This is a genomic window from Hyphomicrobium zavarzinii ATCC 27496 (assembly GCF_000383415.1).
Lineage (GTDB): Bacteria > Pseudomonadota > Alphaproteobacteria > Rhizobiales > Hyphomicrobiaceae > Hyphomicrobium_C > Hyphomicrobium_C zavarzinii.
Genome location: NZ_KB911259.1, coordinates 430,283 through 452,591 on the forward strand (window position 1 = coordinate 430,283; position 22,309 = coordinate 452,591).

17 protein-coding genes are annotated in these 22,309 nt (G+C 63.4%); 9 read left to right on the forward strand and 8 right to left on the reverse strand.

Going from position 1 to position 22,309, the window contains the following annotated elements; translation table 11 throughout:
• The first annotated feature begins 206 nt into the window (after positions 1-206).
• Both F812_RS26840 and F812_RS0116430 read left to right on the forward strand, forming a co-directional pair.
• Positions 207-1,856, forward strand: a complete 1,650-nt coding sequence (locus F812_RS26840; protein WP_198011217.1) for an asparagine synthetase B family protein — start codon at positions 207-209, stop codon at positions 1,854-1,856.
• Positions 1,846-2,979, forward strand: coding sequence for a glycosyltransferase (locus F812_RS0116430; protein WP_020087082.1), 1,134 nt, complete (start codon positions 1,846-1,848; stop codon positions 2,977-2,979). Before F812_RS26840 ends, F812_RS0116430 begins: the two co-directional genes overlap by 11 nt.
• An 18-nt stretch (positions 2,980-2,997) precedes the next feature.
• Here F812_RS0116430 and zigA read toward each other — a convergent pair whose 3' ends face one another.
• Together zigA and F812_RS0116440 are read right to left on the reverse strand one after the other, a co-directional pair.
• Positions 2,998-4,260, reverse strand: a complete 1,263-nt coding sequence (gene zigA / locus F812_RS0116435) for a zinc metallochaperone GTPase ZigA (RefSeq protein ID WP_020087083.1) — start codon at positions 4,258-4,260, stop codon at positions 2,998-3,000.
• A 102-nt stretch (positions 4,261-4,362) separates the two neighbouring features.
• Complete coding sequence (locus F812_RS0116440; protein ID WP_020087084.1) at positions 4,363-6,624, reverse strand: TonB-dependent receptor; 2,262 nt, start codon at positions 6,622-6,624, stop codon at positions 4,363-4,365.
• 277 nt (positions 6,625-6,901) lie between these two features.
• Here F812_RS0116440 and F812_RS0116445 point away from each other — a divergent pair, with 277 nt between their 5' ends.
• A complete protein-coding gene (locus tag F812_RS0116445) occupies positions 6,902-8,044 on the forward strand; it encodes an alpha/beta fold hydrolase (RefSeq protein ID WP_026868205.1) in 1,143 nt (380 codons plus the stop codon).
• A 12-nt stretch (positions 8,045-8,056) separates the two neighbouring features.
• Here the strand turns inward: F812_RS0116445 and F812_RS0116450 are convergent, their stop codons facing one another.
• The 3 genes from F812_RS0116450 to F812_RS24300 form a co-directional block, all read right to left on the reverse strand.
• Complete coding sequence (locus F812_RS0116450; protein WP_020087086.1) at positions 8,057-9,241, reverse strand: acetate/propionate family kinase; 1,185 nt, start codon at positions 9,239-9,241, stop codon at positions 8,057-8,059.
• Positions 9,238-10,194 (reverse strand): bifunctional enoyl-CoA hydratase/phosphate acetyltransferase, encoded by a 957-nt coding sequence (locus F812_RS0116455; RefSeq protein WP_020087087.1) that lies wholly within the window; start codon positions 10,192-10,194, stop codon positions 9,238-9,240. The genes F812_RS0116450 and F812_RS0116455 overlap by 4 nt, the downstream gene beginning before the upstream one ends.
• A gap of 72 nt (positions 10,195-10,266) precedes the next feature.
• Positions 10,267-10,854 (reverse strand): TetR/AcrR family transcriptional regulator, encoded by a 588-nt coding sequence (locus F812_RS24300; protein WP_020087088.1) that lies wholly within the window; start codon positions 10,852-10,854, stop codon positions 10,267-10,269.
• A 218-nt stretch (positions 10,855-11,072) separates the two neighbouring features.
• Here F812_RS24300 and F812_RS0116465 point away from each other — a divergent pair, with 218 nt between their 5' ends.
• The 5 genes from F812_RS0116465 (at position 11,073) to F812_RS0116485 (ending at position 18,787) form a co-directional block, all read left to right on the forward strand.
• A complete protein-coding gene (locus F812_RS0116465; RefSeq protein ID WP_083929221.1) occupies positions 11,073-12,233 on the forward strand; it encodes an HlyD family secretion protein in 1,161 nt (386 codons plus the stop codon).
• Positions 12,230-15,019, forward strand: coding sequence for a ribosome-associated ATPase/putative transporter RbbA (gene rbbA / locus F812_RS0116470; protein WP_020087090.1), 2,790 nt, complete (start codon positions 12,230-12,232; stop codon positions 15,017-15,019). The genes F812_RS0116465 and rbbA overlap by 4 nt, the downstream gene beginning before the upstream one ends.
• A 2-nt stretch (positions 15,020-15,021) precedes the next feature.
• Positions 15,022-16,134, forward strand: a complete 1,113-nt coding sequence (locus F812_RS0116475) for an ABC transporter permease (protein WP_026868206.1) — start codon at positions 15,022-15,024, stop codon at positions 16,132-16,134.
• 187 nt (positions 16,135-16,321) lie between these two features.
• The gene (locus F812_RS24305) at positions 16,322-17,041 is read left to right on the forward strand and encodes a L,D-transpeptidase (protein ID WP_040498537.1); all 720 of its coding nucleotides are present in this window, start codon (positions 16,322-16,324) and stop codon (positions 17,039-17,041) included.
• Positions 17,042-17,164: 123 nt separating this feature from the next.
• Positions 17,165-18,787, forward strand: coding sequence for an ABC-F family ATP-binding cassette domain-containing protein (locus F812_RS0116485; protein ID WP_020087093.1), 1,623 nt, complete (start codon positions 17,165-17,167; stop codon positions 18,785-18,787).
• Positions 18,788-18,793: 6 nt separating this feature from the next.
• On the opposite strand, the gene F812_RS0116490 is transcribed toward F812_RS0116485, so the two are convergent.
• The 3 genes from F812_RS0116490 to F812_RS0116500 all read right to left on the reverse strand — a co-directional run bounded on the left by F812_RS0116490 (position 18,794) and on the right by F812_RS0116500 (position 21,375).
• A complete protein-coding gene (locus F812_RS0116490; protein WP_020087094.1) occupies positions 18,794-19,324 on the reverse strand; it encodes an HD domain-containing protein in 531 nt (176 codons plus the stop codon).
• A 76-nt stretch (positions 19,325-19,400) separates the two neighbouring features.
• Positions 19,401-20,819, reverse strand: coding sequence for a 4Fe-4S binding protein (locus F812_RS0116495; RefSeq protein WP_020087095.1), 1,419 nt, complete (start codon positions 20,817-20,819; stop codon positions 19,401-19,403).
• Positions 20,820-20,829: 10 nt separating this feature from the next.
• On the reverse strand, positions 20,830-21,375 hold the full coding sequence (locus F812_RS0116500) for an iron transporter (protein WP_020087096.1): 546 nt from the start codon (positions 21,373-21,375) through the stop codon (positions 20,830-20,832).
• Between the two features lie 673 nt (positions 21,376-22,048).
• Between F812_RS0116500 and F812_RS0116505 the strand changes: the two genes are divergently transcribed.
• Positions 22,049-22,309 (forward strand): transposase (locus tag F812_RS0116505; protein ID WP_020087097.1); only part of this gene is annotated, 261 nt, incomplete at its 3' end.

The following is a 22,309-nucleotide window of genomic DNA, read 5'->3' on the forward strand; positions in this document are numbered from 1 at the left end:
CCGTTTTATCGAGCGAGCTCGAACAACGGAGCACGAGATTACGGTTGCTTGCCAATAGCTTGGCTAACCAATTGCCGACACATCATGTTGCCGAGCCCATGCTCATCGACGCCGTTTTAACCAAGCCACTTTTCGGAAGCACAAAGAGCCCAGGACAGGCCGGGAAGCCGGTCGGCAACGATCCGAGGGCGCTCGGGGAAACGTCTATGACCGCCGCGGCTCAACAAAACCAAAAACGCACGCGCCGCTGGCCCGTCTTCGAAACCACCCCGCCGCATTTCGCCGCTCAGTGCCGGAACGGCCAGGTCTCGGTGACGGGAGACACCACCTGCAGCCTCGGAAACGAATACGAAACAACGAGCGGCCGGCCCGCGGGGGTCTTCGCCTCCTGGTCCTGGGATGGCGAAACCCTCGTCGCTGAGGTGGATCCGTTTGGCTACTTCAATCTCTTCTTCTTTGCGAACGGCAAGACCGTCGGCGTATCGCCCTCGCTCCTGCAATTGATCGCAGATGGCGCCGACACCACGCTCGACCATCGCGCCCTCGCGGTCTTTTACCGCCTCGGCCTCTTCATCAACGACGACACCCCGTTCAAGAACATTCGCGTGCTTCCCCCGGGCGGGCGTCTTACATGGCGCAACGGCGAGTTCACGGTCACAGGCGGCCCCACGGTTCCCCAGGTCCGGGAGATCTCGCGGCAAGGCGCGGTTGACGGCTTCATCGACCTTGCGCGCCAGAGCATGACGCGCATCCTGGATGCTTGGACCGACGACATCGTGCTGCCGCTGAGCGGCGGGCGCGACTCGCGCCACATTCTGCTCGAAATGCAGCACCTCGGCCGCCTGCCGAAGACCTGCGTGACGTTCCACCATGGCGGCCGCGAGCTGAACTCTGAAGCCCGCGCTGCGCGCGCGGTCTGCGAGAGCGTCGGCGTCTCTCACACCATTCTCGGCCACCCGAGATCGCGCTCGCGCGATATCCTGCGCACGTTGATCCTGACGAGCCTATGCTCGGACGAACACGCGCAGATGATGCCGCTGCACGACTACCTTGCAGACCAACCCTGCGCCGCGCTCGACGGCATCGCGGGCGACATCCTGACGAACCCGGACGACTCCGCCGAGGAGTACTTCCAGCTTGCCTCACGCGGAGACTACGCCGGCATCGCCCAGCGGATGATCGCCGGACACGGCAGGGTGATCTCGCAAGCGAGCTGGGGCCGGGGCGCCGGCCCTCTTTACGCGCCGGGACGCGATGACGAGGCGATCGACTACATCGGCACGACGATCCAGGAGTATGCCTCAGCACCCGACCCCTACCAGGCGTTCTGGTTCTGGAGCCGCACCCGTCGTGAGATCGGCCTCGTGCCCACCTCCATGTTCGGCAGCGCCGCGGCCATCTACTGTCCCTACCTCGACCCCGAGTTCGTCGAGTTCGGCCTTTCCCTCCCCTATCGCGTCACGCGCGATCAGCAACTGCACAACGACGCCATCGCTAAAGCCTATCCCGCACATCGCCATGTGCCCTTCCAGGAAGGCTTCCGCAACCTGCCGCACACGCGCCCGAACCCGTTCCACAAGATCACGAGCGCCTTGGACGGCATCTCGATGCTCCTCGCCATCGGGCCGGAGAAGCCCTTCAAGGAGGCCGCGGACTTCCTGAGGGGTTCGAAGGAATTGCACCGCAGCTCGGCCAACATCTACCGTATGCACGCGCTTTGCCTCGAAAGCCTCGATGCCGAGAAGGCCAAGCGCCTCCTGGCCCTCAACGCCAGGCTCCACGCCTCGCGATCGAGAGACCTCGTCACCGACACCTACCTGCCGCGCAAACTCGCTGAGACGACCAATGGCATCTGATCGCCACGGCCTGATCCTGGAAAAGATGCGCCGCGCCATCCAGCGCACCGGCCGCTTCGCCGCGCGCAAATGGCTCCTCAATCGCCCGTTCTCGAAAACGGCCACATCGCGGCTTCTCCTCGTCACCATCGACGAGCGCATTCCCCAAAGCCAGATCTACCCGTTCCATTTCTATGCCGACGCGCTCCGCCGCCAGTACGGCACCGAGATCCGCGAGGTCTCAATCGAGGAATACGAGCGGGGCAACAGTCCCGCACCCCGGGACGCCACCACCGTCTGTTTCCAGACGCAATTCCACACGCCCCGTGACGAGCTCATCGCCATCGTGGAGCGCCTCAAACAGCAGAACCCTGAAGCCCGCATCGTCTATCTGGACTGGTTCGCGCCGACAGACCTGAGGCTCGCGGACGCCCTCGATCCGCACATCGCGATCTATGTGAAAAAGCACGTTCTGCGGGATCGCTCCCTTTACGGCAAGCCGACCCTCGGCGACACGAACCTTGTCGATCATTTCAGCAAGAAATTCGGAATTGCCGAGGAGACGCGGCTATTCCCGATCCCCCCGGGCTTCCTCGACAAACTTCACATCGGCCCATCTTTCGTGACAGCCGACTTCATGCTGCATCGCTTTTTGGGCACGTCTCCGGTCGTGGGCGAGAAGCCGATTGACGTGCACGCCCGCCTCGGCGTCAAGGGTACGCCCTGGTATCAGGCCATGCGAACCGAATGCGTCGACGCGCTCGGAACCATTGCAGACCTGAACGTCGCGACCGGCGGCAATCTCGGCCATGTCGCCTACCTGCAGGAGCTGCAGGCGTCGAAGGTCTGCTTCAGTCCCTTCGGCTATGGCGAAGTTTGCTGGCGCGACTATGAGGCCATCATGAGCGGCTCGGTGTTGCTGAAACCCGACATGTCGCACATAGAGACCGACCCGGACATCTTCGTCCCTGGCAAGACCTACGTACCGCTGAGATGGGACCTTGCCGATTTCGAGGAGAAGGTCCGCGAGCTAGTCGGCATGCCGAGCCTGCGCGAAGAGATCGCCAACAACGCCTTCACCGCGCTCCACGACTACGTGACGAGCGAGCGCTTCGTTACCCAGATGCGCCCGCTCATCGCCTGATCGCTTTTAGCGCCGCGCTTACGCGGCTTCCCGCGCCCACTCCGGGAACGGATCCGGCAGATCCGCCCACTGGCTCGTATCGAGAGTGCCCTCCGCCGGAATCGGCAGAAGGCAGGCGTCGAGCGCCGCCATCATGGCCACCTTGTCCATCTCAGGCGTGCCGATGAACACGATCTCCTGGCGCCGGTCGCCCCACAGCTTGTGCCAGGTCTTGTTGATGCGGCCGACAAGGTCGTCGTCCTTCGGCCAGTTCTTTCTGGGTACCGCCGCCCACCAGTAGCCGATCGCCTCGTGCTGGACGAGCGCACCCGCCTGCGCGAGCTCGCCAACCCACTGTGGCCGCGTTGCAAGCCAGAAAAATCCCTTCGCGCGAATGACGCCGGGCCACGACTTGCTGAAGAAGGCATGAAGCTTCGCGGGCTCGAACGGCCCTCGCGCGCGGTAGACGAAACTGGAGATCCCATACTCCTCCGTTTCGGGCTTGTGGTCCTTGAAGCCGTTCAGCTCCTTGAACCAGGTCGGATGACGATGCGCCGTCTCGAAGCTGAAGAGCCCCGTATCGAGAATATCACGCGATGAAACGCGCGCATGGCTCGTCTCGATGATCCGCGCATCCGAGTTGAGCGAGCGGATGATGGACCGCGCCGCCTCGATGGCATCCGGGCTCGCGACATCGATCTTGTTCAGAACGATGACGTCGGCGAACTCGATCTGATCCACGAGCAGTTGAACCAGCGGGCGCTCGTCTCCCTCGCCCGCCACCTCTCCGCGATCCTTGAGAAAGTCACTCGACGAATAATCCTTGAGCAGGTGCGCTGCATCGACCACCGTCACCATGGTATCGAGCCGCGCGACATCCGAAAGGCTCCTGCCGTCCTCGTCGCGAAACTCGAAGGTCGTGGCAACAGGCAGAGGCTCGGCAATACCGGTCGACTCGATCAGGAGATAATCGAACCGGCGCTCCGCGGCGAGCCGGCGCACCTCCTTCAGAAGATCGTCGCGCAACGTGCAGCAAATGCAGCCGTTCGACATTTCGACAAGCGTCTCATCCGTGCGCGAAAGATTGGCACCGCCTTTCTCCACCAGATCGGCGTCGATGTTCACCTCGCTCATATCGTTGACGATCACCGCGACCTTGAGCCCGTCGCGGTTGTTCAGCACATGATTGAGGAGCGTCGTCTTGCCCGCCCCGAGAAAACCGGAGAGCACGGTCACGGGGAGACGCCTGTCGATGCGTGTTGTCGCCACTCCTTCGAGATGCGCCGCAAGTTTCTTATCCATTCTCCACCTCGCAAATTCGCCACGGACGTTATAACATCCATACACAAGACTACTGGCCCTGCTTATCCCATCTGCGCAGAAGCCGTTTTGCTATGTCTGCCGTCAGTTGAGCGTGATCGATCCGAACACCCGCACACTGGCGCCGGGCAGCAGCACATCCTCGCTGCGTTTGAACGAGGCGTGATTGAGCACTTCGTCGTCGGCCAAGTTTTCACCCTTGAGACCGATGGTGGCCACCGGCACGATGCCATCGACGGCTTCCCCCGCAACGCTGTAGCTGATCTCCGCCGAAACCAGCGTGTAGCCCGGCGTCGCGATCTCGTTCACCCCGAAGTCGTTCTGATCGAAGGCGTGCAGGACACCAGCCCGCGCAAACCAGTTGGCGTCCCGATAAAACAGGCCGCCACCCAGACGATGCGGAGGAATGCGGGGAACGTTCTCGCCGTTGTCGAACTCGGCACGCACGAAGTCGTACTGCCCGTCGACACCCCAAACGCCCTTCCAGACGCGAGCCACATCATATTGGAACGCGAGCTCGGCGCCGTAGAACGTCGCGTCGCGCTGCTGAAAGAAGACGAGATCGAACGCCTCGTGCCCATGGCCATGCCCGCCGCCACCCGCGTGGCCCTCGTCAAAGCAATGGAAATGATCGCCATGCGCCTCCGCATCGCATTCGAGTCCGGAGAGCTGGCGATAGATGAAGCCGTTGTAGCGGGTGTAGTAGGCCGACGCATCGAAACGCAGAGCACCCACTGACTTCTTGAGACCCGCCTCGATCGTTGTCGCCTTCTCCACATCGAGTCCGGGATTGCCCACCTCGAACGTCCCCGTCGCCTCGTGCATGCCCTTCGAGAAAAGTTCCGCAGCATCGGGCGCACGCTCGACGTACTGCCCCGTGAGACGGGCCACCGTCTGAAGTGGCAACTGATAGAGAAGCCCAAGGCTCGCACTCGTCGGCGTGAAGTCACGCTCTCCGGAGAAGCGATGCGAATGGAAATGCCATTCGTGATCGTCCGGCGGCGCCTCGCGATGTCCGTGGAACTCCTCCCACCCCGAACCATCGATCGTCGCATGCTCGATCCGAGCCGCAGCCTGGACGCTGAGCTTCCGCGTCAATGCAAGCTCCTCGAACCAGAACGCCGCGATGCTTTGCGTGTGGGCCGGCTCGAGCAGAGATTCACCCTCGAAGCTTTGCCCGCGCGTCTTGCGGTTGTTCCAGTGAGCGCCGATCACGCCGGTCAGCTCGCCGAGCACGGTGCCCACGGGAACGTGTTGCACCTCCACGCGCGCCTCTTGCTCCTTGTTGGTGAAGCGTGAGCCAACCTCGAACTCGTCTTCGACGCCGGGGTCATGGATCGCAAGCTCGTCGTGCGCATAGTCCGATGCTCCGAACCAGAAGCGAACCGCATCGACGGCCGAGCCGCGGACCCGCCACTCGCCTTTCGCGAGCACCTTGTCCTGCACCATGTCGATACGCGGGTTGACGCCCTCCTCCGCTTCCTCGCCGGGAATGCCGTAAAGGCTTTCGATTCGGGAAAACGAAACGCCGACAAATCCGTCCGGTCCCACGATGGAGCCGCCCAGCGCACCGCCCTTGCTGTCGGCAAAGCTGTTCTCGACAGTGCCCTTGGGAGACTCGTAGTCGTCCGCCTTGCGCCAGAAGCCGTCTGCGTGGACCACGATGCCTTGGGAGCCAGCAGTGGCCCGGAATGCACCGTCCTTGCTGTCGTCCACCGACGTGCCACCGCCTTTGAGCGCGCCACTGAAGCCGCCCTTCGGCATGTAGGTTGGAATACGCTGGTTCTCGACCGAGACGACACCGCCGATGGCCTGCGAACCGTAGCGCAGCGTTGCGGGACCACGCACGACCTCGATGCGGTCGGCAGAATCCGGGCTGATCGGGATCGCATGATCCTCGGAAATGGCAGCCACATCATGCGTGCCGATGCCGTTCTCCTGCGTGCGGACGCGATAGCTGTCAAGGCCGCGAATGATCGGCCTGTTCGCACCAGGCGCAAAGGACGTTCCCGAAATTCCGGGCTTCGTCTCCAGCGCGTCCGTGATGGTCGCCCCGTTGATCGGCGCAATCTCGCTCTCGCTCATCGTCGTGACCGCCACGAACGAATGATCCGCAAAATCGAGCGCTGTGCCGGGAAGCGACGCACTTTCCGCAGGCGCGGTATCCCCCTCCGGAAGCGTCTGCTTGGACCGCTTCGGTTTCACGATCGGGCTCGCCGTCGTCACATCGATAGCAGGAAGCTCCGTAACGCTCTGCGCCGAGGCCGAAGAAACGGCCATCACGGTAGCAGCGGCGGGAAACGCCAGAACGGCCGCCCGAAGGCGTTCACGGTTGTACGGGGGCATGAGAACCTCGACTTACGGATGTTATAATATCCGTTTAATAGCCGCCGCGCTCCCCTCTGGCAAGTGGGTTGTCTGGGTGGTTCGCACGCCGTCGCCCCAGCGCCGAAGGACGCCGCAGCTCCCGATTGCTCGTGCCGTGCACGAAGAAGAAACGCGCGGACGCGGCAATGCCGAAATTCATGTCTTATAAAGCGGCGATGACATGGTGCGCATCGAGCGGGGAGAGCTGGTGACAATGCGGGCACGGAAACGGCGCGGCAGCCGAAGAGACGCCTTCTTGGCGATCATCCTACTTCTCCTCGCCCCCATCGCCATGACGCCAGCGCCCGCGGCCGCGCGTGACGAGGTCGGCACAGGCGAGCTGGCCGCCGCCAGGCCCGGCACAGTGTTCCGCATCTGGCCACTCGAAGGAGGCGTAAAGGCCGGATACAAAGGCTACCGCGTCCTCTATCGCTCGACGGGATTGCAGGACGAGCCGATCGCGGTGAGCGCCGCGATCATCTTCCCCGCGGCCGGCGCCACCTCGCCCCGCCCCGTGATCGCATGGGCGCATCCCACCAGCGGAGTCGTGACGCGCTGCGCGCCGACGCTGATGCCGGATCTCGCAGGCACCATCCCGGGAATCGACCAGTTCACCGACGCAGGCTACGTCATCGTCGCAACGGACTATCCGGGCCTCGGCGCCCCAGGCGCCCATCCCTACCTTATCGGAAAAAGCGCGGCCCATGCCGTGCTGGACTCTGTGCGGGCGGCACGCACCCTGAAGGACGTGCACGCTGGCAAGCGCTTCGTCGTGTGGGGACACTCACAGGGCGGACACGCAGCCTTGTTCACGGGCGCCGAAGCAAGATCCTACGCCCCCGACATCGAGCTTCTCGGCGTAGCCGCTGCAGCTCCCGCGACCAACCTTATCGAGCTCTTCGACGCCGATCGCGAGACGAGCAGCGGCCGTAGCCTCACGGCGATGGCACTCTATTCCTGGTCGCGCGTCTTCGGCTTCCCACTCTCCAAGTTCGTCGTGCCCCATGCGGAACGAAGCTTCGGCCGCCTGGCCAGCGATTGCATCCTCGACCTTGCCGACTTCATGAAGGAGGACAGCGACGAGCACGCACTTGCCCGCAACTTCCTATCTTCCGACCCGACGAAAGACGCCGGCATCCGCGACATCATGCAGAAGAACTCGACGGGGATGCTGCCTCACGGAATGCCCGTGTTCATCGCGCAAGGCACCTCCGACGAGCTCGTGAGGCCAAAAATCACGCGAGCCTACGCGAAAGAACTTTGCGGCGGCGGAGCTAAGGTCAAGTTGCACATGATGAGCGGCACACCGCATTTGACGGCAGGCATGAACGCAGCTTACGCAGCATCGCAATGGATGAGCTTGCTGTTCAAAGGCGCCACACCGCCGAGTGATTGCTGACAGTCTCCCCCGTCACGCCGCACGGCCGAGAACCGCGCACGCCTCTGCCGCAATCACGTGCTCCTCGTCCGTGGGAATGACGAGCACGGTGATCCGGCTCCCCGCCGCACTGATGACCTCGGCATTCTGCGCATTGCGTTCGGGATCGAGCACGAGGCCGAGCCATGCCAGCCGCGCGCACACTTCAGCGCGCACGCGCGGCTGATTCTCACCTATTCCGGCCGTGAACACGATGGCATCGAGCCCCCCTGCGCTCATGGCGAGACGGCCGATCTCCCCGGCGATCCTGAGCGTGAAAAGTTCTATCGCCTCCCATGCTTCCGGCGCGGCGCTCTCCAGAAGTTCGCGGCTGTCCGCGCTGATCCCCGAAACGCCGAGCAGTCCGGACCGATGATAGAGAATAGCCTCGACCTCGTTCAAAGGAAGCTTCTTGTCGCCCAGGAGATGCAGCAAGACGCCCGGATCGAGCGCGCCGCACCGCGTCGCCATCGGAATTCCGTCGAGCGTCGAGAACCCCATGCTGGTATCACGGCTTGCCCCGCCATCGAGCGCGCAGAGGCTCGCCCCGCTGCCGAGATGCGCCGCAATCACCTTGCCGTGCGCCACAGTCGGGAACCTCCGCGAGAGCGACCCGGATATGGACGCATAAGAGAGCCCGTGAAACCCGTAGCGCTTGATGCCTTCGTCATGCATCGCGCGGGGAATGGCGAAGCGCTGCACGATCGGATCGTTGCTGCGATGGAAGGCCGTATCGAACGACGCCGACTGCGGAAGCTCGGGGCGGAGCTGCCGGATGGCCCGGATAACGCGCAGGCTCTGCGGCTGGTGCAGCGGCGCGAGCTTCGTGAGCGCGTCCATGGCGCTGAGCGCAGCGTCGTCAATCACCACGGGTCCCGAGAACGCATCTCCGCCGTGAACGACGCGATGCCCCGCGGCCGATACTTTGCTGAGATCGAAGTGCTTGCCGACAAACCCGAACGTCTCGGCCAGAACCTCGCTCAGGTCGTCGGACGCTCGCGCACTGAGTTCAACATCGAACACCTCAGGACCTTCGACAAGGTGAAAGGTGAGAGGCGCCTTCCGGAAATCGATGACGCCCTTAGCGAGCCTCCGCGGCGCAGATCCGTCTCGCTCGAACACCCCGATCTTCACGGTGGACGAGCCAGCATTGAAAGTGATCAGAAGTTGGTCGCTCATTCGGCAGGAAGCCTTTCCATGGGCCGCAGCGCGGCAACGAGTTTCGCGAGCGCGGCCGACGCAATGCGCGCGCTCATGGGATCGGCCCGGCTCGTCAGCACGATGGGAACGCGTGCGCCGAGCACGAGACCGGCGGCGGTCGCTCCCGCGAAGTAGATGAGCTGCTTGGCCAGCATGTTCCCCGCTTCGAGATCGGGCACCACGAGAACGTCGGCCTGTCCCGCAACAGGTGACACGATCCCTTTGGTGCGGGCCGCCTCGAGGCTGATCGCGTTGTCGAAGGCGAGCGGACCGTCCACTTTCGCGCCCGTGATCTGGCCGCGAGAGGCCATCACCGTCAGCGCGGCCGCATCGAGCGTCGCCGGCATCTTCGAGTTCACCGTCTCCACCGCCGCAAGGACCGCAACGAGCGGCTCTTTCAGTCCGAGCGTATGCAAGAGATCGATGGCGTTCTGACAAATGTCCCGCTTCTGCTCAAGCGTGGGCTGGATGTTGATGGCCGCATCCGTGATCAGAATAGGCTTGGGATAGGCAGGCACATCCATCGCATAGACGTGACTGATACGCCGCTCGGTGCGCAAGCCGGACGTCGGCGCCACGACGGCACCCAGCAATTCATCGGTATGGAGACTGCCCTTCACCAACACCTCGACGTCTCCAGCGACGGCGATCTCCACCGCGCGCGCCGCAGCGGCGTGACTGTGCGGGACGGATTCGATGCTGATCCCATCGAGCGAAACGCCCGCCACATCCGCCGCCGCCCGGATCTTGGCTTCCGGACCGACGAGAAGCGGAACGAGAAGCCGCTCGTCCCGCACCTCCACAGCCGCGCGCACGGCCTCCGGCGAGCAGGGATGGACGATGGCCGCCTGAATCGGCGGAAGATCACGCGCTTTCTGGATGAAGGCTTCGTAGCGGGTGCCATGCGCGGTGGGAGGAGCTTGAGGAAGCATCGAGACCTCATCGTTGATGAAAAAATGCCACGCCTCGATCCGAGGCGGAACAAAACCAAAGTCACAAGCCCCTCAGGTTCGCCGGGGCGCGGGCGCCACTGTCCCGATGGTCGCAATGATGCTCGCAACCAGGTCCTCAAGTTCCCCGCCTCCGCTCTCGCGAAGCGGCGCGATCTCGAGCACGTTGCGGAGAATGCCGACACCCGCCAGAAACGCGGCGATCAGGGCCGCCCTTTGCTGCGCAGGCTTGCGCAGCTTCGCGCTGAGCGGCTCCACGAAATCGTTCACGATGTAGTCCCGCAGGATCGACGCCGCTTTCGGGCTCGTCAAGGACCGAACCACGATGTCGAGCGGCCCCGCTCTTTCGCGCGAGCGCCGGTCCTCCCGCGCGAACGCCTGCCTGGCGAGCGCAGCAGGCAGCTCTCCGCCGGAAGAGGAAAAAATATGGTCTGTCCCGATCGCCGCACGCAGGGCTTCGGCAAACAAATTCTCCTTCGAGCCGAAGCAGCGATGAACATAAGCCACATCCACACCAACATCGGTCGCGATGTCGCGCAGGCCGGTCTGCTCGTAGGAACGCCGCGAGAACTGCCGGATGGCGGCCTCAAGAATTCGCTCCCGCGTGTCTCTCGCCGGCTGTGCTGCTGGCTTCTTCCTCATCCGGTCCTCGAACCCGTGACAGCCAATCACTCACCGCATCCTTACCATCCGCTCCGGTCAACGGCTGTTGATCTCCATCAATGCAGGTATGCGGTGTGCAAATAGGACTGTCGCAACAAGATGCGATACCGTCGCCGACATACGCTACGACCCAAACCTGCGAGCGCCCGGACGAAGTCCCCCCGCCGCGCGGGGCCTAGAGACCCGGAGAAACACTGATGGCTGATCAACGACCCAGCGCCTTGGCCAGCGCGGCCGACGCTCTCCGCTCCGCTTACCAGAGGATCGCGCACGTCGCCGACCGCCCCAGCCGCTTCGGTTGGAGCAACCGCACGCTCGCCGTCGCGGCCTTGGCCGCTATCGCCGTCGGATACTTCTCTTGGCACAAGCTCACCGCAGGTGATCTTCCGGATGGGATCGCCAAAGGCAACGGCCGCATCGAGGCGGTCGAGATCGACATCTCCACGAAGACCGCGGGCCGCATCAAGGAAATCCTGGCCGACGAAGGAGACTTCGTCACCATCGGCCAGGTGCTCGCCCGCATGGATACCGATCAGCTCGAAGCGCAGCGCCGCCAAGCGGAAGCCCAGCTTCGCCGCGCCATGATCGGCGTCGAGACCGCAAAGAGCGTCGTAGTGCAGCGTGAAGCCGAGCGGACGGCGGCCATCGCCGTCGTCGCGCAACAGGAAGCCCAGCTCGACGCGGCCGAACGCAAGCTCGCAAGATCCGAGGTTCTGGCCAAACAGGACAATGTCTCCCAGCAGGTTCTCGACAACGATCGCGCGACGGAGCAGGGCGCGAAGGCCGCCGTCGGAGCAGCCAAGGCACAGCAGGCCGCGACCGAAGCCGCCATCAGCGCGGCCAAGGCCCTCGTGGTCGACGCCGAGGCCTCGGTCGAAGCGGCCCGCGCAGCCATCGAGAGCCTGACCGTCGAGATCAACGACAGCACGCTGAAGGCCCCGCGCGACGGCCGCGTACAGTATCGCGTCGCCCAGCCCGGAGAAGTGCTCTCTGCCGGCGGACGTGTCCTCAATATGGTCGATCTCGGCGACGTCTACATGACGTTCTTCCTGCCCACCAGCCAGGCAGGCCGCGTCGCGCTTGGCACCGAGATCCGCCTCGTCTTGGACGCCGCACCTCAATATGTCATCCCCGCCAACGCGTCGTTCGTAGCCGACGTCGCCCAGTTCACGCCCAAGACGGTGGAGACGGAGGAGGAGCGCCAGAAGCTGATGTTCCGCATCAAGGCTCAGATCCCTCCCGAATTGCTCCGTAAGCACATCCAACAGGTGAAGACCGGCCTTCCCGGCATGGCCTACGTCAAGCTCGATCCGGAAGCGGAATGGCCGAAGCGGCTTTCGGAAAATCTTGTCAAATGAACGTAGCCCCCCGAGACAGCACGCCCGACGTCCGTCCCCCGGTCGCGCGCCTCGAAGGCGTCGCGCTCACATACGGCAAGATCCGCGCGCTCGACGGCATCACCCTCGACCTCCCGTCCGGATGCATGGTGGGCCTTATCGGCCCCGACGGCGTTGGCAAATCCAGCCTGCTCGCTCTCGTCGCGGGGGCGCGCGCCATTCAGAGCGGCCACATCGAGGTGCTGGACGGCGACATGGCCGAGGTCCGCCATCGGCAAGCGGCGTGTCCACGCATCGCCTACATGCCGCAGGGCCTCGGCAAGAACCTGTATCCGACACTCTCCGTCTTCGAGAACGTCGATTTCTTCGGGCGTCTCTTCGGGCACGCCCGCCACGAGCGCGAGCGGCGCATCGCCGAATTGCTCGCGCGGACCGGCCTCAGTCCCTTTGCCGACCGGCCTGCCGCGAAACTCTCCGGCGGCATGAAGCAGAAGCTCGGCCTGTGCTGCGCTCTCATTCACGACCCCGATCTCCTCATTCTCGACGAGCCGACGACCGGCGTTGATCCTCTGTCCCGCCGTCAGTTCTGGGAGCTGATCGACTCCATCCGCGCGAGCCGCGAGGGAATGAGCGTCGTTGTCGCCACCGCGTACATGGAGGAGGCAGCGCGCTTCGATTGGCTGGTCGCCATGGATGCGGGGCGCGTGCTGGCGACCGGCACGCCGCAGGATCTTCTTGCCAAAACCGGCGCCCCCAATCTCGACGCGGCCTTCATCGCGCTGCTTCCCGAGGAAATGCGCCAAGGCCACCGCGAGGTGATTATTCCGCCGCGCGATCCGGCCGACGACGGCGAGATCGCCATCGAAGCCGAGCACCTCACCATGCGCTTCGGAACCTTCACGGCCGTGGACGACGTGAGCTTCCGCATAGAGAGAGGCGAGATCTTCGGATTTCTGGGATCCAACGGATGCGGCAAGACCACGACCATGAAGATGCTGACCGGTCTTCTACCGGCTACCAGCGGCATCGCCCGCCTGTTCGGGCGGGAGGTCGACCCAAAGGACATCGAGGTGCGCCGCCGCGTCGGCTACATGTCCCAGGCCTTCTCGCTCTACACGGAGCTGACGGTCGCGCAGAACCTGGACCTCCACGCGCGCCTGTTCGCGATGAAGCCGGAGGCGATCCCCGCCCGCATTGAGGAGATGGCGAAGCGCTTCGATCTCACGGAGGTGATGGACGCCCTGCCGGATTCCCTGCCGCTGGGCATCCGCCAGCGCCTCTCACTCGCCGTCGCAATGATCCACTCGCCCGACATCCTCATCCTCGATGAGCCGACCTCCGGCGTGGACCCCGTCGCGCGAGATGCCTTCTGGCAAATCCTGTCCGACCTTTCCCGCAAAGATAAAGTCACCATCTTCGTCTCGACGCATTTTATGAACGAGGCGGAGCTTTGCGATCGCATCTCGCTCATGCATGCGGGCAAGGTACTGATCAGCGACACCCCTGCCGCCATCGTCGCAAAACGCTCCGCCCACACGCTCGAGCAAGCCTTCGTCGCCTATCTCGAGGACGCCATCGGCGAAGCGAAAGAGAAAGAGAAGGCGCCGCCAGAGACCCTCTCTGCGTCCGAGCCCAAACCAATACCCCGCAAGACGTCGGCTTCGCGCGGCCTCCGCCACCTCTTCGATTTCCGGCGCATGTTCGCCTACACGAAACGCGAATCGCTCGAGCTGCAGCGCGATCCCATTCGCGGCGCGCTCGCCACCATCGGCAGCGTCATCCTGATGTTCGTGATCGGCTACGGCATCAACATGGACGTCGAGAACCTGACTTTCGCGGTTCTGGACCGCGACGACACCACGGTGAGCCGCGACTATACCCTCCAGATCGCCGGATCCCGCTACTTCACCGAGAAGGCTCCGATCACCGACTACGCCGACCTCGATCGCCGCATGCGGAACGGCGAGATCAGCCTCGCCATCGAGATCCCGCCCGGCTTCGGCCGCGATACGGCGCGTGGCGACCCTGTCGAGATCGGCGCGTGGATCGACGGGGCCATGCCGACGCGCGCCGAGAACGTCCGCGGCTACGTGCAAGGCATGCACGCAACCTGGCTCGCGCAGAAATCACGCGAGATCTACGGCGACGCCGCCACCATTGGCGATTTCCAGCTCGCTCTCCGCTACCGCTACAATCCCGACATCCAGAGCCTCGTGGCCATGGTCCCGGCGGTGATCCCGCTTCTGCTTCTCATGATCCCGGCGATGCTCTCGGTCCTCAGCGTCGTGCGCGAGAAGGAGCTGGGCTCGATCATCAATTTCTACGTGACGCCGGTCACACGGCTTGAATTCCTCATCGGCAAGCAGATCCCCTACATCGCCCTCGGCATGTTCAACTTCTTCCTGCTGGCCGGCTTCGCGGTGTTCGCGTTCCGCGTGCCCTTCACCGGAAGCTTCCTCACCCTGGCGTCCGCCGCACTCATCTATGTGGCGGTGACCACCGCGTTCGGGCTTCTGCTCTCCACCTTCATGAAGAGCCAGATCGCCGCCATCTTCGGCACTGCCCTGCTCACGCTCATTCCCGCCGTGCAGTACTGCGGCATCATCGACCCCGTCTCCTCGCTGCAAGGCGCCGGTGCACTGATCGGACAGATCTACCCGACCACCTATTTCGTCACCATAGCCCGCGGGACATTCTCGAAGGCGCTGGAATTCCGAGACCTGGCGGGAAGCTTCGTTCCGCTCCTGATCTCGGGCCCGATCCTGATCGGCCTCGGCGCGAGCCTCCTCAAGAAGCAGGCGACATGATCATGCACCGGAGTAATATCTTCCAGCTTGGCATCAAGGAGCTTCGCGGTCTTCTCCGCGATCCCATGCTTCTGGTTTTGATCGTCTACGCCTTCACGATCTCGATCTACACAGCCTCCCGCGCGATGCCGGAAACGCTCAATCAGGCGCCGATCGCAATCGTGGACGAGGACCGGTCCCCCGTATCCACCCGCATCGTTTCGGCCTTCTATCCTCCATACTTCCTGGCGCCTGCGCTGATCTCGCAGCACGAGATGGACGTGCGGATGGATTCCGGGGTCGACACATTCGCCCTCGACATTCCACCGAATTTCCAGCGCGATCTCCTCGCCGGAAGATCGCCGACCATTCAGCTCAACATCGACGCCACCCGTATGACGCAGGCGTTCAGCGGCGGCGGCTATGTGCAGTCCATCGTTTCGAGCGAGGTGAGCGAGTTTCTGAGCCGTCACCGGACCAACACCGTTCTGCCAGTCGAGCTGACGCTGCGCTCCCGCTTCAATCAGGAAATGAACAAAGGGTGGTTCGGCTCCGTCACGAACGTCATCATGGCCATCACCATGCTGTCGATCGTGCTCACGGGTGCAGCCCTCATCCGCGAGCGCGAGCACGGCACCATCGAGCACCTTCTCGTCATGCCGGTTACGCCTACCGAAATCATGATCAGCAAGATCTGGTCCATGGGCATCGTCGTGCTGCTGGCGTCGGCGTTCTCTCTCTTTGTCATCGTAGAGGGCTTGCTCTCCGTTCCCGTCGAAGGATCGATCGCGCTGTTCCTCGTTGGCGCCGCGCTCCATCTCTTCGCCACCACGAGCATGGGCATCTTCCTGGCCACTGTCGCCGGAACCATGCCGCAGTTCGGCTTGCTGCTCATGCTCGTCCTCCTGCCGCTGCAGCTCCTGTCCGGCGGCGTCACCCCACGCGAAAGCATGCCTGAGATCATTCAGTTCATCATGCTGGCCGCGCCGAACACGCATTTCGTCATCCTGGCACAAACTATTCTGTTCCGAGGCGCCGGGCTGGATGTGGTCTGGCCGCAGTTCGTCGCGCTCCTCACGATCGGCAGCATCCTGTTCGCGTTCTCGCTCCGCCGCTTCCGGAAATTCCTGCGATAGCGGCCGAAGCACCACGCTCGGCGAATAAAAACGCCGCCGTTCCCGGTCTCGGTGGCCCTTAAGTTTCCCTTAATCTGGACCGTTAGGCATACGCCGCACGGAACGCGAGATGCGTCTGCACGCACATGCGGCGGCACGTGGCCTCACGCGTCGTTGGGGTCACGTATGCCAGTTGGGGGATCATGACATGTTGCACCGAAGGTTGTTTCTCGTCGGCCTGGCCGCGTCTTTGTCGGGCTGTGCCTCCGGCAACATGGATTTGGATTGGCTCGGCGTCGCCTACGATGTGAGCGAGGCCGACCGCAGGAACTATGCGGCCCTGCCTCGCGAGCGCTTCCCCATCCCCGCGGCCGATCTCGAAAAGCTCGATCCCAAGTTCCGCCGCCAGCTGGTGCGCTACGAAACCGCGGAGCCCGCGGGCACAATCGTTGTCGATACGCCCCGGCGATATCTCTATCTCGTCAGCGGTAACGGCCGGGCGATGCGCTACGGAATAGAGGTAGGACGAGAAGGCTTCGGCTGGAACGGCACCGCCACCATCGCGCGCAAGGCAGAATGGCCCACATGGACGCCCCCCGCCGAAATGGTCGCGCGCGATCCGCGCACCGCACCCTATGCGCGCGGCATGCCCGGCGGCCCCGAAAATCCTCTCGGCGCACGCGCTCTCTATCTCTACCAGGACGGCCGCGACACGCTCTATCGCATTCACGGCGGCGGGCGCCCCTCGACGCTCGGCAAGGCGACATCCAGCGGCTGCATCCGCCTGCTCGACCATGACGCGATCGACCTCTTCAACCGCACGCCCACGGGAACGCGCACGGTCGTGTTGCAGGACCCGCTGCTCAGCCGGAAAGCCGCGCCCGCCCAGGCAGCACGTGACGCGCAAGGCGAGGACGCATCGGGCTAGCGCGAAGCCGCCTTCCTGCGGCTCTTCGCTGCGGCTCCATATCCGGGAGCGGACAGGCCCCTTCCCTGCGCCCGCTGCATGGCCTAAGGGTGCGCTGGATTTGCTCCAGGGACCCCTCCGCATATGATTCGCCTCGACAATATCGGCAAGCAGAACGGCCACCAGATCCTCTTCGTCGAGGCGTCCGCCGCTCTCAACAGAGGCGAGAAGGTTGGCCTCGTCGGCCCCAACGGAGCAGGCAAGACCACCCTCTTCCGGATGATCATCGGCGAGGAGCAGCCGGATGAAGGCCAGGTGGCCGTCGATCGCGGCGTGACGATCGGCTACTTCAGCCAGGATGTCGGCGAAATGGCTGGCCGCAGCGCCGTGTCGGAGGTGATGGACGGCGCCGGTCCCGTGAGCGAGGTAGCCGCCGAGCTCAAGGAGCTGGAAGCCGCGATGGCCGATCCGGACCGCGCGGACGAGATGGAAAGCATCATCGAGCGCTATGGCGAGGTGCAAGGCCGCTTCGAGGAGCTTGGCGGCTACGCACTCGAAGGAAAGGCGCGCGAAGTGCTGGCGGGCCTCTCGTTCAGCCAGGAGATGATGGACGGCGACGTGGGCGCGTTGTCCGGCGGCTGGAAGATGCGCGTCGCGCTCGCTCGTGTGCTGCTTATGCGGCCGGACGCCATGCTGCTCGACGAGCCGAGCAACCATCTCGATCTCGAAAGCCTCATCTGGCTCGAGGATTTCCTCAAGGGTTACGACGGCGTGCTGCTGATGACCTCGCACGACCGCGAGTTCATGAACCGCATCGTGACGAAGATCGTCGAGATCGACGGCGGAACCCTCACCACCTATTCGGGCAATCACGAATTCTACGAGCAGCAGCGCGCCCTGAACGAAAAGCAGCAGCAGGCGCAGTTCGATCGCCAGCAGGCCATGCTGGCCAAGGAGATCAAGTTCATCGAGCGCTTCAAGGCCCGCGCCTCCCATGCGGCACAGGTGCAAAGCCGCGTGAAGCAGCTCGCCAAGATCGACCGCGTGGAGCCTCCGAAACGCCGCCAGACCGTGCTCTTCGAATTTGCGCCAGCCCCACGCTCCGGCGAGGACGTCGTTACCCTCAAGGACGTACACAAGGGCTACGGCAGCCGCAGCATCTACGAGGGACTGGATTTCCAGGTGCGCCGCAAGGAGCGCTGGTGCGTGATGGGCATCAACGGCGCCGGAAAATCCACCTTGTTGAAGCTAGTGGCCGGCACGACGCAACCGGACACAGGAACCGTGACCATCGGCGGCAGCGTGAAGATGGGCTATTTCGCCCAGCACGCCATGGACATCCTCGACGGGGAACGCACGGTGTTCCAGTCGCTCGAAGACTCCTTCCCGCAAGCCGGACAGGGATCGTTGCGCTCGCTCGCGGGCTGCTTCGGCTTCTCCGGTGATGACGTGGAGAAAAGGTGCCGCGTGCTGTCCGGCGGCGAGAAGGCCCGCCTCGTCATGGCCAAGATGCTCTACGATCCACCAAATTTCCTGGTCCTCGACGAGCCGACCAACCATCTCGACATGGCGACGAAGGAAATGCTGATCGTTGCCCTTTCCCAATACGAAGGCGCGATGCTGTTCGTCTCCCACGACCGGCGCTTCCTCGCGGCCCTCTCCAATCGGGTGCTTGAGCTGACGCCGGACGGCATTCACAAATACGGGGGCGGCTACACCGAGTACGTGGAGCGCACGGGATACGAAGCCCCCGGCCTGCACCGCTGAGCCGCATCACGCGCGCGAAGGCGCCTCCGCACCGAGCCCCGCCCTCGCTTCCGCATAGAGCGGCAGCCTCGTGAGCGCATCACCCTCCACGCGCGCCATGTGTGACAGGATCAGAGCCTTCTTCGCCAGGTAGGTCTCCGCATATGCGGGATCATGGGCTAGGATGGTCCGCGTGTTGTCGATGAGATCAGCAAGCTTGATCACTTTCGCGGCCAGGGGCGCCCTGGAGAGACGCCACGCCGACACCACCTTTTGAAAAGGGTCCGCTTCGCCCGGCGCGTCCGTCAGCCAGAATACGATCTCGCCTATGTCGGGACCAAAGGACTCTGCGATCTCCGCGAGGCTCACCGAAGCCTTCTCGACCGCATCGTGCAGATAGGCCGCAGCAAGGATTGCAGGCGCATCGTAGCCGTAATCCCTCAACAGCGCCACGACCCGCTCGAGATGCTCGGTGTGAAGCCCATCCTCGTGCTTGCGGCGCCCGAAGCCATGACGCTGGTACGCAAATTTTCGAGCCTGTTCCACGATCTCGTCCATGCCAATGAGAACGCCCGAGCCGGCACGATTGGTTCCAGCGGCGGTGCTCTCTATCTCTGTGGTGTTCGGAGAGTTTTCACCACACCCAGAACAGCAGGACGGGGCTCGCATTCGCGACGGCGGCCCCCAGCGTAAAGGCCAGAAGCGCCGTCGCGTAACGCACCTTCGAATGCGCATAGCGGCGGCAAATCGCGGCGGCCAACGCCAGCGACCAGAGGAAGGCTCCCGCGAGCAGAGCCATGCGGACCGACCCGACCCAAGCGAGCTGCACGCCTTCCGCGCGTAGAAGAGTGACCGATAAACTCGACAATCCAAGGAAGATCCCGCAGCCCGCGATCGGAATAAGCCCCTGCGCCAGATGATGAAAGCGCTGCCAGGACCAGTGACCGAGCACTCGCGTGGCACCGGCAAGGGCTAGCGAGATGAAGAGACTTAAGAAAGCCGCGGCCGTCGCGACGTAGACAACGAGTAGAGCACCATCGAGCAGCGTTAGAACGTCGTTATTTGCGGGATAGTTCGTAAGGATCCACCACGGCGCCGTTGCCTCCAGTGGCCACAGCGTACCATGGCCGACCAGCCAGGCGGCGAGGCTCTGCTTCAAGGCGACGAACCACGGACTGACCGACCACTGGAAGGCGCCCCCCGCGATGCCGATCATGCCGACGACGATGAGCGCGGTCTCCCACGCATCCGCCGTGTCGCCAGCCACCTCGACGATTTCATGATTGGGCGAACGGCGAACCAGCCCGACGGCGCCGCGAAACCCGCTGCAGCGTCCGCACATGTGGCATTGGCTCGCACCGCGCATGGTGCGGATCGGAACGAGCGGCGCGCAATTGACACGCGGGAGCTGGCTCTTCGGCACGTTGTGTGACGCCTGCCAAGCCTCGGCATCCACGGCAAAGTGGAAAGGCGATAGCTTCGCGAGCACGCCGAACACGCCGCTCACCGGACAGAGGAAGCGGCACCACACCCTCTTGGCCCGCCCGAACGTCGCTCCGACGAGAACCGCCGCAACCGTCGAGCCGCCGAGAACGACCAGCGCCGCCGAAGGATACTGATAGACGCTGACCATCTGCCCGTAGACCGTCGTACAAACGAAGGCCGCGAGCGGCCATCCTCGCCATGTCACCCAAGAGGCAATGGCACGGCCCTGGCCATGCCGGCTTGCCCATTCGCTCAAGGCGCCTTCGGGACAGAAGAGACCGCACCAGGCGCGCCCTGCCAGAACCACGCTGAGCAGCACAAACGGCCACCAAAGTCCCCAGAATACGAACTGGGCAAACAGCGTGAAATTGTTCGAGATATGGGAGAAACGATCCGGAAGCGGAAGCGCTGCGGGAACGATCAGCAGCACGAGGTAAGCCGCGATCACACCCCATTGAACTCTTCGGATCACATGCTGATTGGCCAGCAGCCAAGCGCCGATCCCACGCCACAGATCCCGGGGCGGCGTGCACGCCGCCACCGGGATCGCGCCCCCTGCGCGCGTCATCGCCTGGCGATCAATAAGCACCTTTCTTACCTGTGCCGGCGAACACGAACTCATAGTCGACCGAGAACGGCTTGAACCATTCGCCGACGCCCGTTTCGCGATCGATGTGACGGCCGAAATGCGCATGGGCTGTGCCGCCTGGCGGGCTCACAGTGAAACGCAATTTGTACGAGCCTGGTCCGGAGAGCTTCACGTTGTCTCCGTAGTGCGGCCCGTCGCTCGCTACCATCGGCATGAGATCTCCGGAAACCGTCTCACCGCCGGCTTTGCTCAACTCGTATCGAACAGAAAGATAAGGGATCCATGTGCCATCCTCGAAGCCGTTCTTGTTGTCGGCGGCCGCGTGGATATCGGCCTCGAGGTGAATGTCAGATTTGGCAGCCGCCAGCATCATGCCTTCCGGCTCCATCTCCACAGGCTGGAGATAGACTGCGGCGACCTCCATGCCGTGGATGACCTGCGCTGCGCCGATCTCGTATTCGGCCGCCGCCGCGAGGGGGCTCAACCCCGCCGTCACAACAAAAACCACCGCAACTTTCTGGGCAAAGGACGTCATGATGGTCTCTCTTCTTTCTGGTGCAACCGGCGGCAACGAGACGGGCCCCACAAGAAACGTGGGCTCGCGCAAACTTGATGAAAGAAGTATAGTTACGTCCGTGCGCTCCCGCTTGACATCCCTCAAGTGCCGGTCGGAGCTTGCGGACCGCCGGCTCGGAGAGAGAGGAGGCGTCTTTTCCCGCGCGGCATCACCGCCCGCGCCGGACAGAGTCTCTGAAACATTCTCGGCACTTGCCCTTCGGGGATGGGGCAAGAACCCCGCGAAATCATGCAGCCGAAAGGCGCAATCGCACACGGCGTTCTGCCCCCTAACTTAGCCATGACCAGAAAGGAACTAGGCCGTTGAGACACTTGACACGGGCGCGACCGGACCTAAACAAAGTGCAGGGCGCTGCTTCGTGACCCACGTTTTAAGACACGGCATTACGTATATATTTTCATAGACGCTAACGGGGCATCCATCAGCCCAAAGCTGCAAATCCTTGCGGCATGCCTTAGATCATATCCCTCATGAACCTGCTCAGGCTCACTCCCGCCACGATCCTCGCAGCCACATTCCTTTGCGCTGCGGGTTTCATTGTTCTGCTGAATAAATCTGGCGTCGTGACCTGAGACCCTCGATTTCCTCCAGATTTGGGTAGAGTCCGTAACCTCCAGAGAGGAGACGGACGATGCGTAAGAGTAGGTTTTCGGAAGAGCAGATCATCGGCATCCTGCGGGAGCAGGAGGCGGGTAGGCCGACGGCGGACGTCTGCCGTAAGCACGGGATCAGCGGCGGCACCTTCTACAAGTGGAAGTCGAAGTTCGGCGGCATGGACGTCTCGGACGCCAAGCGGCTGCGCTCACTCGAGGACGAGAATGCGAAGCTGAAGAAGCTGCTCGCCGAGACGATGCTCGACAACGCGATCTTGAAGGACGTGACCTCCCGAAAG

What these genes read in the sequence shown, in the direction of transcription:
- F812_RS26840 (WP_198011217.1), top strand. Translation starts at nt 207, where the DNA reads ATGACCGCCGCGGCTCAACAAAACCAAAAACGCACGCGCCGCTGGCCC.
- F812_RS0116430 (WP_020087082.1), top strand. Translation starts at nt 1,846, where the DNA reads ATGGCATCTGATCGCCACGGCCTGATCCTGGAAAAGATGCGCCGCGCC.
- zigA (WP_020087083.1), bottom strand. Translation starts at nt 4,260, where the DNA reads ATGGATAAGAAACTTGCGGCGCATCTCGAAGGAGTGGCGACAACACGC.
- F812_RS0116440 (WP_020087084.1), bottom strand. Translation starts at nt 6,624, where the DNA reads ATGCCCCCGTACAACCGTGAACGCCTTCGGGCGGCCGTTCTGGCGTTT.
- F812_RS0116450 (WP_020087086.1), bottom strand. Translation starts at nt 9,241, where the DNA reads ATGAGCGACCAACTTCTGATCACTTTCAATGCTGGCTCGTCCACCGTG.
- F812_RS0116455 (WP_020087087.1), bottom strand. Translation starts at nt 10,194, where the DNA reads ATGCTTCCTCAAGCTCCTCCCACCGCGCATGGCACCCGCTACGAAGCC.
- F812_RS24300 (WP_020087088.1), bottom strand. Translation starts at nt 10,854, where the DNA reads ATGAGGAAGAAGCCAGCAGCACAGCCGGCGAGAGACACGCGGGAGCGA.
- F812_RS0116465 (WP_083929221.1), top strand. Translation starts at nt 11,073, where the DNA reads ATGGCTGATCAACGACCCAGCGCCTTGGCCAGCGCGGCCGACGCTCTC.
- rbbA (WP_020087090.1), top strand. Translation starts at nt 12,230, where the DNA reads ATGAACGTAGCCCCCCGAGACAGCACGCCCGACGTCCGTCCCCCGGTC.
- F812_RS0116475 (WP_026868206.1), top strand. Translation starts at nt 15,022, where the DNA reads ATGCACCGGAGTAATATCTTCCAGCTTGGCATCAAGGAGCTTCGCGGT.
- F812_RS24305 (WP_040498537.1), top strand. Translation starts at nt 16,322, where the DNA reads ATGTTGCACCGAAGGTTGTTTCTCGTCGGCCTGGCCGCGTCTTTGTCG.
- F812_RS0116485 (WP_020087093.1), top strand. Translation starts at nt 17,165, where the DNA reads ATGATTCGCCTCGACAATATCGGCAAGCAGAACGGCCACCAGATCCTC.
- F812_RS0116490 (WP_020087094.1), bottom strand. Translation starts at nt 19,324, where the DNA reads ATGGACGAGATCGTGGAACAGGCTCGAAAATTTGCGTACCAGCGTCAT.
- F812_RS0116495 (WP_020087095.1), bottom strand. Translation starts at nt 20,819, where the DNA reads ATGACGCGCGCAGGGGGCGCGATCCCGGTGGCGGCGTGCACGCCGCCC.
- F812_RS0116500 (WP_020087096.1), bottom strand. Translation starts at nt 21,375, where the DNA reads ATGACGTCCTTTGCCCAGAAAGTTGCGGTGGTTTTTGTTGTGACGGCG.